The organism is Kocuria sp. ZOR0020 (genome assembly GCF_000800955.1).
In the GTDB taxonomy this organism is placed as follows: Bacteria; Actinomycetota; Actinomycetes; order Actinomycetales; family Micrococcaceae; genus Kocuria; species Kocuria subflava.
In genome coordinates, this window is the sequence record NZ_JROX01000118.1 from 1 (window position 1) to 14,695 (window position 14,695).

The 14,695-nt window shown below is 64.7% G+C and carries 11 protein-coding genes; 7 read left to right on the forward strand and 4 right to left on the reverse strand.

What is annotated here, in order from left to right:
• Position 1: 1 nt before the first annotated feature.
• Together valS and L979_RS07780 are read right to left on the reverse strand one after the other, a co-directional pair.
• The gene (gene valS, locus L979_RS07775; protein ID WP_047691235.1) at positions 2-2,656 is read right to left on the reverse strand and encodes a valine--tRNA ligase; all 2,655 of its coding nucleotides are present in this window, start codon (positions 2,654-2,656) and stop codon (positions 2-4) included.
• A 173-nt stretch (positions 2,657-2,829) separates the two neighbouring features.
• Positions 2,830-3,702, reverse strand: a complete 873-nt coding sequence (locus L979_RS07780) for a DUF1648 domain-containing protein (protein ID WP_047691238.1) — start codon at positions 3,700-3,702, stop codon at positions 2,830-2,832.
• Between the two features lie 81 nt (positions 3,703-3,783).
• Here L979_RS07780 and L979_RS07785 point away from each other — a divergent pair, with 81 nt between their 5' ends.
• Entirely contained in the window at positions 3,784-4,140 is a 357-nt protein-coding gene (locus tag L979_RS07785) for a DUF488 domain-containing protein (protein WP_047691239.1), read from the forward strand.
• A gap of 6 nt (positions 4,141-4,146) precedes the next feature.
• Here L979_RS07785 and L979_RS07790 read toward each other — a convergent pair whose 3' ends face one another.
• Entirely contained in the window at positions 4,147-4,950 is an 804-nt protein-coding gene (locus L979_RS07790; protein WP_047691241.1) for a transglutaminase family protein, read from the reverse strand.
• Between the two features lie 111 nt (positions 4,951-5,061).
• Here L979_RS07790 and L979_RS07795 point away from each other — a divergent pair, with 111 nt between their 5' ends.
• Positions 5,062-5,856: an SDR family oxidoreductase gene (locus L979_RS07795; protein ID WP_047691250.1), complete on the forward strand. Its 795-nt coding sequence runs from the start codon at positions 5,062-5,064 to the stop codon at positions 5,854-5,856.
• A 104-nt stretch (positions 5,857-5,960) separates the two neighbouring features.
• Here the strand turns inward: L979_RS07795 and purU are convergent, their stop codons facing one another.
• On the reverse strand, positions 5,961-6,866 hold the full coding sequence (gene purU, locus L979_RS07800) for a formyltetrahydrofolate deformylase (protein ID WP_047691244.1): 906 nt from the start codon (positions 6,864-6,866) through the stop codon (positions 5,961-5,963).
• A gap of 89 nt (positions 6,867-6,955) precedes the next feature.
• Between purU and L979_RS07805 the strand changes: the two genes are divergently transcribed.
• The 5 genes from L979_RS07805 to L979_RS07825 form a co-directional block, all read left to right on the forward strand.
• Complete coding sequence (locus tag L979_RS07805; protein WP_047691246.1) at positions 6,956-7,663, forward strand: HAD family phosphatase; 708 nt, start codon at positions 6,956-6,958, stop codon at positions 7,661-7,663.
• Positions 7,664-7,997: 334 nt separating this feature from the next.
• Complete coding sequence (ileS, locus tag L979_RS07810; RefSeq protein ID WP_047691247.1) at positions 7,998-11,366, forward strand: isoleucine--tRNA ligase; 3,369 nt, start codon at positions 7,998-8,000, stop codon at positions 11,364-11,366.
• On the forward strand, positions 11,366-12,745 hold the full coding sequence (locus tag L979_RS07815) for a folylpolyglutamate synthase/dihydrofolate synthase family protein (protein ID WP_081994032.1): 1,380 nt from the start codon (positions 11,366-11,368) through the stop codon (positions 12,743-12,745). The genes ileS and L979_RS07815 overlap by 1 nt, the downstream gene beginning before the upstream one ends.
• A 4-nt stretch (positions 12,746-12,749) precedes the next feature.
• Positions 12,750-13,184, forward strand: coding sequence for a DUF4233 domain-containing protein (locus L979_RS07820; RefSeq protein WP_047691254.1), 435 nt, complete (start codon positions 12,750-12,752; stop codon positions 13,182-13,184).
• A 119-nt stretch (positions 13,185-13,303) separates the two neighbouring features.
• On the forward strand, positions 13,304-14,695 hold a 1,392-nt coding region (locus tag L979_RS07825; RefSeq protein ID WP_047691256.1), incomplete at its 3' end, for a choline/carnitine O-acyltransferase.

The window sequence follows — 14,695 nt, forward strand, 5'->3', positions numbered from 1 at the left end:
GTCAGCCGGCCGGGGTTTCCTCCGGCTCGGCCAGAACGACGTCGGTGACCAGCAGCCCGCCGTCCCCAACGGTGCCTTCTGCCAGGGTCAGTTCCCGCGCGTTGCCCGCGGCCTTCAGGTCCTCCAAACCAACTTCCAACAGCGCGACTTGGGCGGCGGTGCCGGTGATGGTCGCTGACAGGACCTCCGTACGCTGCTTGACCTTGGCCTCGGACTTGGACTTTCGCAGCCCGGAGAGTGCCTGGCCCACGGTGGTGAGCACACCGGGGTCGGCCTCAGACACGGTGGTGGCAAAGGACTCCGCGGTGGGCCACTGTGCCCGGTGCACCGAACCGGCTCGCCACCAGGACCAGACCTCTTCCGTGGCGAACGGGATGAACGGTGCGAACAGGCGCAGCAATGTGTCCAGGGTGGTGGCCAGTGCTGCGTGCACGGAGGCTTGCTCCGCCTCCCCGCGAGCACCGTAGGCGCGGTCCTTGACCAGCTCCACGTAGTCGTCCGTGAAGGTCCAGAAGAAGGACTCGGTCAGTTGCAGCGCCCGGGCGTATTCGTACTGGGCGAACGCCCCCGAGGACTGGGTGACCACTTCGCGCAGTCGTGCCAGCAGGGCACGGTCCAAGCCGTTGGTCAGCACCGAGGCATCGGCTGCGTCAGCCAGGTCCCCGCCGATCACGGAGGCTTCCGTGACGCCCTGGCCCAGCACGAACTTGGAGGCGTTGAGCAACTTGATGGCCAGGCGGCGCCCGATCTTCATCTGACCTTCGTCATAGGCGGTGTCCGCGCCCAAGCGGGCAGAAGCGGCCCAGTAGCGCACGGCGTCCGAGCCGTACTTCTCCAGGACCTCGTTGGGGACCACCACGTTGCCCTTGGACTTGGACATCTTCTTGCGGTCCGGGTCCAGGATCCATCCGGAGAGCGCTGTGTTGGTCCACGGCACGGAGTTCTCCAGAGAATCCGAGCGCACGGCGGTGGAGAACAGCCAGGTCCGGATGATGTCGTGACCCTGGGGGCGCAGGTCCATGGGGAACGTGACCTTGTGCAGGTCCTCGTCCACGGCCCAGCCGGCAGCGATCTGCGGAGTCAGCGAGGAAGTGGCCCAGGTGTCCAGGACATCCGGATCCCCGGTGAAGCCGCCAGGCACGTCACGCTGATCCTGGGTGAAACCGGGGGCTGCATCCGCGGCAGGATCCACCGGCAGCTGGTCCTCACTGGGCAGGATCGGGTTCGCGTAGTCGGGGTCGCCGTCGTTGTTGAGCGGGTACCAGACCGGGATGGGCACGCCAAAGTAGCGTTGACGGGAGATCAGCCAGTCGCCGTTGAGGCCCTCGATCCAGTTCTCGTAGCGGGAGCGCATGAAGCCGGGGTGCCAGGTCATTTCCCGGCCGCGGTTGATCAGGGCTTCACGACGCTCGGCGTCCCGGCCACCGTTGCGGATGTACCACTGGCGTGAGGTGACGACTTCCAGGGGTTTGTCGCCCTTTTCGTAGAAGTTCACCGGGTGGGTGATCTTCGTGGGTTCGCCTTCCAGATCACCGGAGTCACGCAGCATCTCGACCACGGCCTGTTGGGCGGAGAACACGGTTTTGCCGGCAACGTTGGCGTAGCGCTCGGCGGGGGCGCCGTCGTTGATCCACTCCGGGTTCTCGGAGGCGAACCGCCCGTCACGGCCGATCAGCGCGCGGGTGGGCAGCTCCAGTTCGCGCCACCAGGTGACGTCGGTGAGGTCACCGAACGTGCAGATCATGGCAATGCCGGAGCCCTTGTCGGGCTGGGCCAGGGGGTGGGCCTTGACCTCAACCTCGACGTCGAACAGCGGCGAACGCACCGTGGTGCCGAACAACTCCTGGTAGCGCTCATCATCCGGGTGGGCAACCAGCGCCACGCAGGAGGGCAGGAGTTCGGGGCGGGTGGTCTCGATGAAAACCTTCTGGCCGTCCGGACGGTGGAAGGACACACGGTGGTAAGCACCCTCGCGTTCCTTGTCCTCGATCTCAGCCTGAGCCACGGCGGTGCGGAACGTGACGTCCCACATGGTGGGGGCCTCTGCCATGTAGGCGCTACCGGCCTGAAGGTCCTTCAGGAAAGCCAGCTGGGAGACCTTGCGGGAGTGATCATCAATGGTGCGGTACGTGCGGTCCCAGTCCACGGAGAGCCCCAGGGTGGCAAAGAGGTGCTCAAAGACCTTCTCGTCCTCGACCGCCAGTTCTTCACACAGTTCAATGAAGTTCTTGCGGGAGACCACATCCCAGTCGCGCTGGTTCTTGGCGGGCTTCTCCGGGGGACGGTAACCCTCCACGTAGGAGTACGTGGGATCGCAACGCACGCCGTAGTAGTTCTGCACGCGGCGCTCAGTGGGCAGACCGTTGTCATCCCAACCCAGTGGGTAGAACACGTTCTTGCCGGTCATCCGCTGGTAGCGGGCGATCACGTCCGTCTGCGTGTAGGAGAACATGTGTCCCACGTGCAGAGAGCCGGAGGCCGTGGGCGGGGGAGTGTCGATCGAATAGACCTGCTCGCGGGTGGTGTCCGGGTTGAAGGCAAATGTGCCGTGCTCGCGCCACTGCTGCGAGTACTTCTCCTCCAGACCCTCCAATGCGGGCTTGTCCGGGTAGTTCACGGTGGTGGGCGTGTCTGTGCCCTGCGTGTTTTCAGCCATGCGGGCCAGTCTTTCATGTTTGCGGGGATCCACACGCGCCCGTGGGGTGTCCGCGTTGTCACTGTGCTGAGCTCCGCACGCCGCCCCGCTCCTCCGCCGAGTAGGCCGTTTGATCGCCCCTGAGTGGGTCAGGAGCGATCAAACGGCCTACTCGGCGGGAGAAGGGGAGGGGACTATTGGGCGGGGAAGAGGACCGGGGTCAGCAGGAGGAAACCGGCCAGTGTCAGGAGGAACAGCACCAAACCAGCTGCCAGGACCTTGCCTGCAGGCTTGGCGATGTTGACCGTGTAATTGCTGCGCGGGATGTCGAACGGTATCCACAACGGAGCATCGGGGTCATCCACAACGGTCACAAAACGCCAGGCGTGCAGCTCACGTCCAGTGCCCGGTCCCAGGGGCACGGCCAAAGCGGCGAGCTCTTGCTCAATCATCGGCCGTACCCGGCGGCCCATCAGGACCGGCAGCACCACCACAGCCAAGGTGGCAAGACCGAACAACCAGACAGGAGATGCAGCGTGGTATCCGCTGATCCACCGCGCAATCTCCAGGGCACAGATGACCACCAGGAATGCCTGAAGCGACCAACTCAAACTTCGCATGATCACGGTCATGGTGGCGGCCTGCCGGATCATGGTGCCCAGGCTCTCGGCGTCTTGCACCACACCCGTGGAGGGGCGTGGACGGGACACAGACATCACGGCCAGCATGATTGCCATGGACAACAGAATGGCTCCGCCACCCACCAGCGGCGCCATCAGCACGTTGGTCACGGTCTTTTCGCCCCAACGCGTCACCTGGCCGTCCGCGCCGGTGTGCAACGGCACCTGGTCCGGAATTCGGTCCCACATGGCCCAGGCCATCAGGAGTGTGGCCACAAGAACCACGACGCCGATCCCCACCGGCACCCACCCGCTCCTGGATGACCATGTGAAGGGACGGTATCCATCCTCGTGAAGCTCTGTGAGCCAGGCACCTGTGGGCAGATCATCCGATGACTTGGGTCGGTCAGCCGGGACCGGGAGCTGGGTGCGGGAAGCCTGGGACATGGGCTCACTTTCGTCGTCGTCGTTCCAGCGTAGGTGACTGACGTCAAGTAGCGGCTGACTAGGCGGGGGTAGCGTGCGGGCATGACCGAAATCGTGATCAAGCGTGTGCGTGAAGAACCCCAGGAACAGGATGGTGTGCGGATCCTGGTGGACCGGCTGTGGCCGCGGGGGCTGTCCAAGGCGAAGGCCGATGTGGGCTGCCGTGTGCCCGAGGCAGCCCCGTCCCCGGAATTGCGCAAGTGGTTCAACCATGAGCCGGCCAAGTGGGAGGAATTCGTGGAGCGCTACCGAGCGGAGCTGGAGGAGAATTCAGCAGCCGCTGAGCTGGGCGCGCAGATCGAGCGCCACCCCAAAGTCACGCTGCTGTACGACGCCAAGGACACCAAGCACAACCACGCTCTAATTCTGCGGGACTGGCTGGCTTACCAGGCGGGGTGACCGGCCTCAGAGACTGACTGGACCTGAGTGGTCGTCAGTGGGCAGCCCGTCCAGCGCCACGGCGGTGACCTTCATGGAGGCCAGGTCGAAATCGCTGTGCAGGGAGGTCAGGAACGCAGTGTCGGATGCGTCACGGCCTGTGGCAATGCGCACCAGCGACTGACGGGGAGCCAATCGAGTTGCATCCACCACCTGCCACTGGCCGTCCACGGCGACTTCTGCCACCGCGTGGAAATCCATGGGGCTCAGACCCGGGGCGTACACGGAGACCAGCCGGGCCGGCAACTGGCAGGCGCGCAGCAGGGCCACACTCAGATGGGCAAAGTCGCGGCACACGCCGCTGCGGGCCAGGTAGGTGTCCACGGCACCATCGGTGGGGATGGAGGAGCCAATCACGTAGCTGAGATGTTTGTGCACCCAGTCGCTCACAGCCTGGACAGCCTGCTGACCTTTGAGGCCTTTGAAGAGTTCACTGCCGAGGGGTGTCAGTTTGTCGGACTCGCTGTAGCGCGAGGGTCGGCGATAGAGGATGTCCTGGTTGTCGTCGAAGTCAGCTGATGCCCCAGCGGTGCCGACAACGGTGCGGTATGTGAAGTCCACCTGGCCGGCCTCAACAACCGCCTTGTGCAGACGGGTTCCGTGCACAGATTCGATCTCCGTGAGTTCCACACGCTGACCGTCCAGCGTGCAGTTGATCTCCTCCTCCACAATCTGCGGCCCGGCTGCGGCTGCCACGGAAAAAATCAACTCGGCGTAGGCGCTGGTGCTGCCTTGGATGCGAGCGGTGACCTCGGTGCCGTGCTGTGCCACGGTTCCCCCTGTTCTTGCGGTTCGCTGCAGGAACGCAGCCGCCTTACAGTAGCCGATCCACCACCGTTCATGGCCTCCATGACGCGTGCTGCACGCGCTACCGTGGTCACCATGACTGAGACCACAGCAACAGGGCACACGAACAACGACCACGAACGGCACCTGATTGCCGTGGTGACCGGTGCATCCACCGGAATCGGAGAAGCCACGGCACGGAAACTCCGAGCAGACGGTTGGACGGTCTACGCCGTGGCTCGTCGTGCGGACCGGTTGGAGGCGCTGGCCCAGGAGACGGGTGTGGTGCCTGTGGCCACTGATGTGACGGACCAAGGCCAGGTTGAGGCCTTGCGGGACCGAGTTCTTTCCGAGTCCGGGACCCTTGACGCCCTGGTGAACATCTCCGGCGGTGCGCGGGGCACGGACCCGGTGGGGGAAGCTCAAGACCAGGACTGGGAGTTCATGTTCCAGGTCAATGTCATGGGCACCATGCGTGTGGTTCGCGCCTTCCTCCCGGCGCTGCGCCAGAACGGGGAGGGCACCATCTTGAACCTGACCTCCACCGCGGCCGAACACGCCTACGAGGGTGGGTCCGGCTACAACGCGGCCAAGTCCGGTGAGCGGGCGCTGACGCAGGCGTTGCGGTTGGAAGAGGCCGAGCACAACGTGCGAGTGATTGAGGTGGCACCGGGCATGGTTCACACCCCGGAGTTTTCGCTCATGCGCCTGGGTGGGGACCAGTCCAAGGCGGACAAGGTCTACGCCGGTGTTGAGAAGCCTCTGACCTCAGAGGATGTGGCAGACGTCTGCGCATATGCGTTGAACCTGCCGCATCACGTGAACCTGGACCTGATCACGCTGCGCCCCGTGGCCCAAGCGGCCCAGCACAAGGTGATCCGCAAGGGCTGAGTTGTTGGTGCTCCGACGAACCCTCACGGGACTACGCCATCAGCGACTGATGGCGTAGTGCCGTGAGGGTTCGTCCAGAGGGCTACAGGTTGTTGGGCGGCTTATCAGCCGAAGACGACCGTGCGGTCCCCATCCAAGAAGATCCGTCCCTCGCAGTGGGCGCGCACAGCGCGGTAGAGCACATTGCGCTCCACGTCCGCCCCGGACTTCACCAGTTCTTGCTTGGTGTGGCGGTGATCCACCCGGACCACGTCCTGTTCGATGATCGGGCCCTCATCCAGATCAGCCGTGACGTAGTGCGCGGTGGCACCAATCATCTTCACGCCGCGATCATGCGCGCGCCGATACGGGTTGGCGCCGATGAATGACGGCAAGAACGAGTGGTGGATGTTGATGATCGGCGTGGGGGCCTTCTGCAGGAAGTCGTCACTGAGGATGCGCATGTAGCGGGCCAGGACAATGACGTCGACGTCGTCACCGATGGCCGCCAGGACCGCTGCCTCATGTTCTTCCTTCGTGAGATCCGCGTTGGGGACCACCTGGTAGGGGATGCCGTGGAAGTCACACAGGGCTTGGTGGACATCGTGATTGGAGATCACCTTGACCACCTCTCCTGCCAGCTGACCCGTTTGTGCGCGGCGGATCATTTCCACCAGGCAGTGATCCGTCTGGGAGGCCAGTACGGCCACACGCAAGGTGGCCGGGTAAGGCTGAATCTCCACCGTGGAGGCATCCAGGGAGTTGGTCAACCGTTCGTGGAGGCGGTGAAACTCGGCGTCTGCGGCGTCGTCGTCCGGGGTGCGTTCGGCAGAGGAGTCAACCACGGCGCGGAAGAAGAAGGACCCGCCGGAGGCACCGTGGACCGGGGCGCCAGTCTGGGGGAGCGCATCGCCATCCGTGAACTGGTCCAGCTGCAGGATGTTCATACCTCGGTCCGCAAAGGCGGTGGTGATGGTGCCCACCAAGCCGGAACGGTCGGGGCAGGTGACGCGGACGATGCGCTGGGCCATGAAGCTGCGGCCTCCAAGAAGTCAAGACGGATGTTGGCTGCCGACCATGGTCCCACAGCCCGGCCCTGCGCTGGACATAGGCTGAGCCCATGACGACGACGGACGGTGCCCCGGACGACGATTGCTTCCGGCAGCGTGTGGTGGTGTTCGACTTGGACGACACCTTGGTGGCGGGCGACTCCTTCGCCCGGTTCCTCAAAGCCCGCATCTCAGGCAACCTACTGCGGGCAGCCGCGACCGTCCTCACGGCACCCGCCTGGATCCCCGCGTGGGCGTTGCGACGCACGCGTGTGGCCGCCGAGAGGTACCTGATCTGGCTGGCCTCCGTGGGTTTGGACGATCCGACCTATGAGGCGGAGGCGCGTACGTTCGCTGCCGAGCACGCGGGTCCTGCCGGTGGGCGGACGTCCGCACCGGCATTGGCCTGCGTGCAGGACCATCTCGACGGGGGCGACCGAGTGCTGGTGGTCACTGCCTGCGCTGCGCCCGTGGCGCAGGCGGTGTGCGAGGAGGCCGGGCTCGTCGGAGTCGAGGTGGTTGCGTCGACCATGGTCCGAAGCCGATGGCGGTTCCCTCGCCGTGTAGAACCCGTGCGCGGAATCGCCAAACTGCGGGCCCTTGAGGCCCTGGGCGTGCAATTGCCGGTGGAGCACGCCTATTCGGACAGCCACTCGGATCTCCCGTTGCTCATGGCGGCCCGCACACCGCATGTGGTCAATCCGGCCGCCCGGGATCTGCGTCGACTCCGTGAGGCTCTGGGGCAGGGCCTCGACGTCCTGGACTGGCACCAGGACTGACATGAAAGCCGACGGGGCCCTCCCTCTGGCGTGAATCGCAGGCCCTCACCACGTACACTTGACCCTGACTTGAGCATCGATCCGGCCATCACCGGGGAGCTCTTCGGAAGAACGGTCCGCCGCCACGTTCAGCGGGCTCAGTAGAACCGGACGGGTCAGGCCCGTGACAGCCTGCAATCAAGCGGCATCCGCTTGGGAACGGGGGCGACCGACGTCGTCGTCGAATCTCAGGGGAGTGCAAGCGAGGTGGTACCGCGTCACCCGCCCACCGGGCGGGAGGCGTCCTTGCAGCCAGGTCGATCGGACGTAGAGCCAAGGCAAGGACGTACGCGAAGTGAACCAGCCGCTGTATCCCCAGGCGAGCACCAACCCTGATGCCCAGGGTGTTCCCACCTCCCCGCGTTTCCCGGAGATCGAGGAGCGTGTGCTGGAGTACTGGAAGCGGGACAACACGTTCCAGGCCAGCATTGATCAGCGCCCGGCGGGGGAGGACGGCTCCAACGAGTTCGTGTTCTATGACGGCCCTCCGTTCGCCAACGGTCTGCCCCACTATGGTCACCTGCTGACCGGCTACGCCAAGGACCTGGTGGCCCGGTACCAGACCCAGAAGGGTCGCCGAGTGGAGCGCCGCTTCGGCTGGGACACCCACGGGCTGCCGGCCGAGCTGGAAGCCATGAAGCAGCTGGGCATGAACGACAAGAAGCAGATCGAGGCCATGGGCATCGACCGCTTCAACGCCGCCTGCCGCGAGTCCGTCATGAAGTACGCGACCGAATGGCAGGACTACGTCACCCGCCAGGCCCGCTGGGTGGATTTTGAGAACGACTACAAGACCCTCAACGTCGAGTACATGGAGTCGGTCATCCACGCCTTCGCTGAATTGGATAAGAAGGGCCTGGTCTACAAGGGCTACCGCGTTCTGCCGTACTGCTGGAAGGACGAGACCCCTCTGTCCAACCACGAGCTGCGCATGGATGATGACGTCTACCAGGACCGCACCGATCAGACCGTCACGGTCGCCTTCCGCCTGACCGGCGAGTTGGCCACCGGCGGCAAGGTCGACGACGACGCCCCGGCTGCCGCCACTCAACAGCTGGCTTCCGAGCTGGCCGGTGTGGAAGCCCTGGCCTGGACCACCACGCCCTGGACGCTGCCCACCAACCAGGCGCTCGCGGTCGGCCCGGAAATCGACTACGTGGTGGTTGCAGGTACCGGTGAGATGGAGGGACGGAAATTCCTGCTGGCCGAGGCCCTGTTGGGTGCTCACGCCAAGGCCTTGGGATTTGAGGATTCTGAGGCCGCTGCGGGGGCCGTCGTCGCCCGGCACCGTGGTGCTGAACTGGAGGGGCTGAAGTACCAGCCCCTGTGGGACTACCTGGCCAACCTGCCTACCACGTTGGTGGAGCCGGCGCCGGGTCAGGACGTGGCCAACTCCTGGCAGATCATCGTGGCCGATTACGTGACCGTCACGGACGGCACCGGCCTGGTGCATCAGGCACCGGCCTACGGTGAGGACGATCAGAAGGCCACCGCCGAATACGGCATCCCCGTGGTGCTTTCCGTGGACGATTCCGGTGAGTTCCTGCCCTGGCTCGGGGACACCGCGGTGTCCGCCGAGGCTCCGTTGGCTGCGATCGCGCGGCTGAACGTGTTCGACCCCGAGGTTTCGCGAACCATCATTCGCAATCTGCGCGAACGCAACCTGCTGGTCAAGCAGGACTCCTACCTCCACGCCTACCCGCACTGCTGGCGTTGCCGGAATCCGCTGATCTACCGGGCCGTGGACTCCTGGTTCGTGGAGGTCACCCGGTTCAAGGACCGCATGCTGGAACTGAACCAGGAGATCAACTGGATCCCCGGCAACGTCAAGCACGGTCAGTTCGGCAAGTGGCTGGAGAATGCCCGTGACTGGTCGATCTCCCGCAACCGCTACTGGGGTTCGCCCATCCCCGTGTGGGAGTCGGATGACCCGCGCTTCCCGCGCCGGGACGTCTACGGTTCTCTGGCGGCGATGGAGCGTGACTTCGGGCGGCTTCCGCTCAACGACGACGGCCAGGTGGACCTGCACCGTCCCTGGATCGATGATCTGACGAGGCCCCACCCGGACCCGGGTGCCGCTGCCGCCGGTGCCACCATGCGCCGTGTTCCCGAGGTCCTGGACGTCTGGTTCGATTCCGGTTCCATGCCCTATGCCCAGGTGCACTACCCGATGGAAAACGAACAGTGGTTCAACACCCACAACCCGGGTGACTTCATCGTGGAGTACATCGGCCAAACCCGCGGTTGGTTCTACACGCTGCACATCCTGGCCACGGCTCTGTTTGACCGTCCCGCGTTCCGCAACGTGATCTCTCACGGGATCGTGCTGGGCTCCGATGGACAGAAGATGTCCAAGTCCCTACAGAACTACCCGAACGTCAACGAGGTCCTGGACCGTGACGGCGCCGACGCCATGCGGTGGTTCCTGATGTCCAGCGCCATCCTGCGCGGTGGCAACTTGATTGTGACCGAGGAAGGCATCCGAGAAGCCACCCGCCAGATGCTGCTGCCGCTGTGGAGCACCTGGTACTTCTTCAGCCTCTACGCCAATGCGGCGAACAACGGTTCGGGACACCAGGCCTCTGAACGCTATGAGTCCGAGAACGTGATGGACCGCTACGTGTTGACCCGTACTGGCGCAGCCGTGCGCGAAGTGGGCCAGAAGTTCGATGACTACGACATCTGGGGTGCCGCCGAGGCCCTGCGCAACCACATGGAGCTGGTGACCAACTGGTATGTGCGGCGTTCGCGCGATCGGTTCTTCGACGAGGACCCGGTGGCCTTCGATGTGCTCTACACGCTGTTGGAGACCACCACGCGACTGTCCGCGTCACTGCTGCCGCTGATCTCCGAGGAGATCTGGCGCGGCCTGACTGGCGGACGCTCGGTGCACCTGACGGATTGGCCCGACGCTGACAAGTTCCCGCACTCGGATGAGGATCTTGCTCTGGTGGAGCGGATGGAGACCACCCGCGCCGTCGCCTCGGCAGGTTCCGCCTTGCGCAAGGCCCACAAGCTGCGCGTGCGCCAGCCCCTGGCCGGGCTGACCGTGGCCGTTCCCGGTGGCCAGGAGCTGGCGGGGACCTTCGAGCAGATCATCGCGGATGAGCTCAACCTCAAGTCCGTGACCCTGTTGGACGCTGCCCAGACCAGCCCCGCAGACTTCGGTATCTCCCAGCAGATCAAGGTCAACGCTCGCGCGGCCGGCCCCCGCCTGGGCAAGGGTGTGCAGGCGGTCATCAAGGCCACCAAGACCGGCGACTGGCAGATCAACGACGACGGCACCGTGACTGCCGGCGGCGTTGAATTGGTGGAGGGCGAGTACGAACTCGAGACCGTGGTGTCCGACGACGCCGGTTCCGGTGCCGTGGCCGTGCTGCCCGGCGGCGGGTTCCTGGTCCTGGACACGGAACTCACCCCGGAACTCGAGGCCGAGGGAGTGGCTCGTGACATGATCCGCACCATCCAGCAGGCCCGCAAGGAGGCCGGTTTGAATGTGTCCGACCGGATCCGAACCGTGGTCACGGACACCCAGCCCGTCCTGGACGCTTTGGAGGCCAACCGGAACCTGGTCTCCTCCGAGACCCTGACGGTGGACCTGGTCCTGGAGCCTGCCGTGGACGGTCAGGTGTCCGTGAACGTCGAGCGTACGGAGGCGAACTGATGACTGTTGAGTCCTGGGATCTGCCCGAAGCCTCCACGGTGGAGGACGTTTACCAGTTCTTGCTGGACCGGGCGCCGGAGAACAAGATGGCGCCACGGCTGGATGCCATGCAGCAGATGGTGGAGGTCCTGGGTGACCCGCACCGTTCTGCTCCGGTCATCCACATCACCGGCACCAACGGGAAGACCTCAACGGCTCGGATGATCGAATCCCTGCTGCTGGCGCAGGACCTGCGGGTGGGGCGCTACACCTCTCCACATCTGGAGAGCGTGACTGAGCGCATCAGCGTGGACGGCGAACCGGTGGACGATGACACGTTCGTTCGGGTGTTCAATGAGATCGCGCCGTACGTCGTCGTTGTGGATGCGCGGTTGGCTGAGGCCGGGGCACCCAAGCTAACTTATTTTGAACTGGTCACCGTGCTGGCCTTTGCCGTCTTTGCGGACGCTCCCGTTGACGTCATGGTGCTGGAAGTGGGTCTGGGCGGTGAATGGGATGCCACCAACGTGGCCGACGGCGCGGTGTCCGTGGTGACGCCGATCGATCTGGACCACACGGACCGGCTCGGCGACACCCCGGGGGAGATCGCCCAGGAGAAGTCCGGGATCATCAAGCCCCAAGGATTCCTGGTCTCTGCTGCTCAGGATCCGGATGCCGCCCAGGTCCTCCTGGAGAAGGCACAGGAGCTGGGTGTCCCGTTCCGGTTCGAGGGTGTGGAGTTCGGCGTTGAGGAGCGGCTGCCCGGTGTGGGCGGCCAGCAGATCACCGTGCGTGGCCTGGCGGGAACCTACCCGGACCTGCTGCTGCCCCTGTTGGGTGAGTACCAGGCCAGTAACGCTGCCGTGGCCATTGCCGCGGTGGAAGCGTTCGTGGGCGGGGGAGAAAAGGCCTTGGCTGAGGACATCGTGCGTGACGGTCTGGGGGCGGCCTCCTCGCCCGGGCGCCTGGAGCTCATGCAACCGTCCCCGCCCGTGGTGATTGACGCTGCGCACAACCCACACGGCGTGGCAGCTTCCGCGGCTGCCCTGGTGGAGACCTTCCACCCGGAGCGGCTCTACGCCGTGGTGGGCGCCTTGAGTGACAAGGATGTTGACGGCATTCTGCAGGCACTCATGGACGGTTACTCGCACCTGGACGCCCAGTGGTGGTTCACCGCATCCGACTCGGCCCGCGCCATTGCTCCGGAGACCCTGGCCCAGGCGGCGATTGACTTGGGATTCCCGGAGGGCTCGGTTCATTCGGCGGAGACGGTCGACGACGCCTTGACCCAAGCGTTCGAGGCAGCACGGACCGAGAAAACTGAGAAGGGTGAGTCCACCGTTCTGATCACCGGCTCCGTGACCGTTGCCGGTGAGGCCCGACGAATCCTGGGACACTGATTTCATGGCACGAATGACCAAGGCCCAGCGCGAGTGGCGGCCAAACCAGATCAAGAAGCCGCGATCCATCAAGATGATGTTCGCCTCCACGGTGCTGACCATGGAGGCCTTTGTGGTGTTCTTTGGCGCACTGACGGTTTTTGGCCTGTGGGGTCCGGAGCACGACCACCGGCTGTGGGTGCTGATTGTGGGATCTGTGCTGGCCGCTCTGTTCATCCTGTGCTGCGCCGTGCTGCGCAAGCCGTGGGGCGTTGCTGCCGGGTGGGTCCTGCAGATCCTGATGCTGCTGACCGGGTTCTTCCTCCCGGCCATGTTCGTGCTGGGCGCGTTGTTCGTCCTCCTGTGGTGGTACGCAGTGACCAAAGGCGCATCCATGGACCGGGAGAACGCTGAGCGCTACCAGGCAGAGTTGGACTATCAGGCGGCCCACGGGGGCTGAGGTCGGATCTCGGCTCCGTGGGTAAGCTCGAGAGCAAGACGTCGCGCAACAGTCTGCCCCTGCAGACGGAGGAGTTGGACTGGTCTCCGCCTGAATCCCTGACGGAAGGTTCTCCATCCATGGCGCCCAAGCCTCTGCCTGTTCCGGACCTGCAGGAAACCGTGGATCGCACGGTGCATGCAGCCCGTGCGGTCCTGAGCGCTGACGATGTCCAGGAGCTGCAGAAGTTCGGCCGCGCCTTTCTGAAAGGCCCGGCGGAGCAATTGCAGCGGCGCCTGGTGGACTTTGCACACAGCGAGTCCGCATCCGGCAACAGTTACGTGTCCCGTCAGTGGCGCACAAGCTACCTGACCACTCGCACACCCCTGCCGCTGACCACCAGCGTTGCCTTTCAACTGGAGGGCTTCCCCAAAACGCCCGGCATCGAGCGCGCCGCGGACTTCCTTCACCGTGCAGCTCACGTTCACCTTCAGCAACTGCGCGGACAGACACCCCAGGAGGTGGATCCCCGCGGTCACCACCTGGACATGGATCAGTGGCAGGTCCTGGGTCCCGGCATTCGCCACCCCCTGCCGGACTGCGATGAACTGCGCCGCCCGGAGGTTTCACCGGACCAAGCCCACATCGGGTTGCTCCTCAACGGGCGCCTGTACACCACGCCCATCACGGACGACGACGGCGCAGCCCTCCCGCCGTCCACCATCACCAGCATGCTGACTCAGTTGCTGGAAGCCACTGCCGACGCTGACCCGGACGAGGCAGTAGCAGGGGAATCCTTTGTGGATGTGTCCTATCTGGGTAGTCAGACTGCCGCCGGACTCTTGGAGGAGTTGCTGCAGAACCGTGCCAATGAGCGGGTCTATCAGCGGCTGACAGAGATGGTGTTTGTGGTCGACCTCCTCAATGACCCCCAACAGTCTGCAGACCAAACAGATGTTGATCGCCTACGGTCCCTGGCATTCGCGCCGGGGCACGCCTGGGCGTACAAGCCTGTGAGCTACCAGTTGGACCTGCACTCGGAGTGGATCGGCATTCACTTTGAGCACAGTGGAGCTGATGGTGCCACCGTGCGCGCCGCGGTGGATCGCATGCAGCAGTTGGAAGTTCCGGCAGAAGACAGTGCTGCAGCGGCGGCGTCGTCGTGCCAGGAGCTGCATTGGGAGATGACTGCTGGTTTCCGGGACAAACTGCGCGCTCTGGTTGCGGACTACACACAGGTCAGCGCGGAGCTCATGGTTCACGACGTCACGGTGCCGGCACCTGATCTGAGTTCCCTGGATGTGAAGGTGAGCCAGGACGCCGTGCAGCAGTTGCTGCTGACCTACGCCCAGTTGGCGACCTTTGGCTGTGTCCGGAGTGTGTACGAATCCGTTGACATGCGGGAATTCCGGGCCGGTCGGACCGAGTGCCTGCGCGCTCTGACTCCGGAGGCGGTGGCTTGCGCGCAAGCGATGTTGGACGGGAAAGCCACCCAGGAACTTTTCGGCCAGGCCATGGACGCCCACCGGGGT

Bases quoted from the DNA above. Each gene is read 5' to 3' on its own strand.
- L979_RS07820 (WP_047691254.1), top strand. From the start codon at position 12,750: ATGGCACGAATGACCAAGGCCCAGCGCGAGTGGCGGCCAAACCAGATC.
- L979_RS07785 (WP_047691239.1), top strand. From the start codon at position 3,784: ATGACCGAAATCGTGATCAAGCGTGTGCGTGAAGAACCCCAGGAACAG.
- purU (WP_047691244.1), bottom strand. From the start codon at position 6,866: ATGGCCCAGCGCATCGTCCGCGTCACCTGCCCCGACCGTTCCGGCTTG.
- valS (WP_047691235.1), bottom strand. From the start codon at position 2,656: ATGGCTGAAAACACGCAGGGCACAGACACGCCCACCACCGTGAACTAC.
- L979_RS07805 (WP_047691246.1), top strand. From the start codon at position 6,956: ATGACGACGACGGACGGTGCCCCGGACGACGATTGCTTCCGGCAGCGT.
- L979_RS07780 (WP_047691238.1), bottom strand. From the start codon at position 3,702: ATGTCCCAGGCTTCCCGCACCCAGCTCCCGGTCCCGGCTGACCGACCC.
- L979_RS07815 (WP_081994032.1), top strand. From the start codon at position 11,366: ATGACTGTTGAGTCCTGGGATCTGCCCGAAGCCTCCACGGTGGAGGAC.
- L979_RS07795 (WP_047691250.1), top strand. From the start codon at position 5,062: ATGACTGAGACCACAGCAACAGGGCACACGAACAACGACCACGAACGG.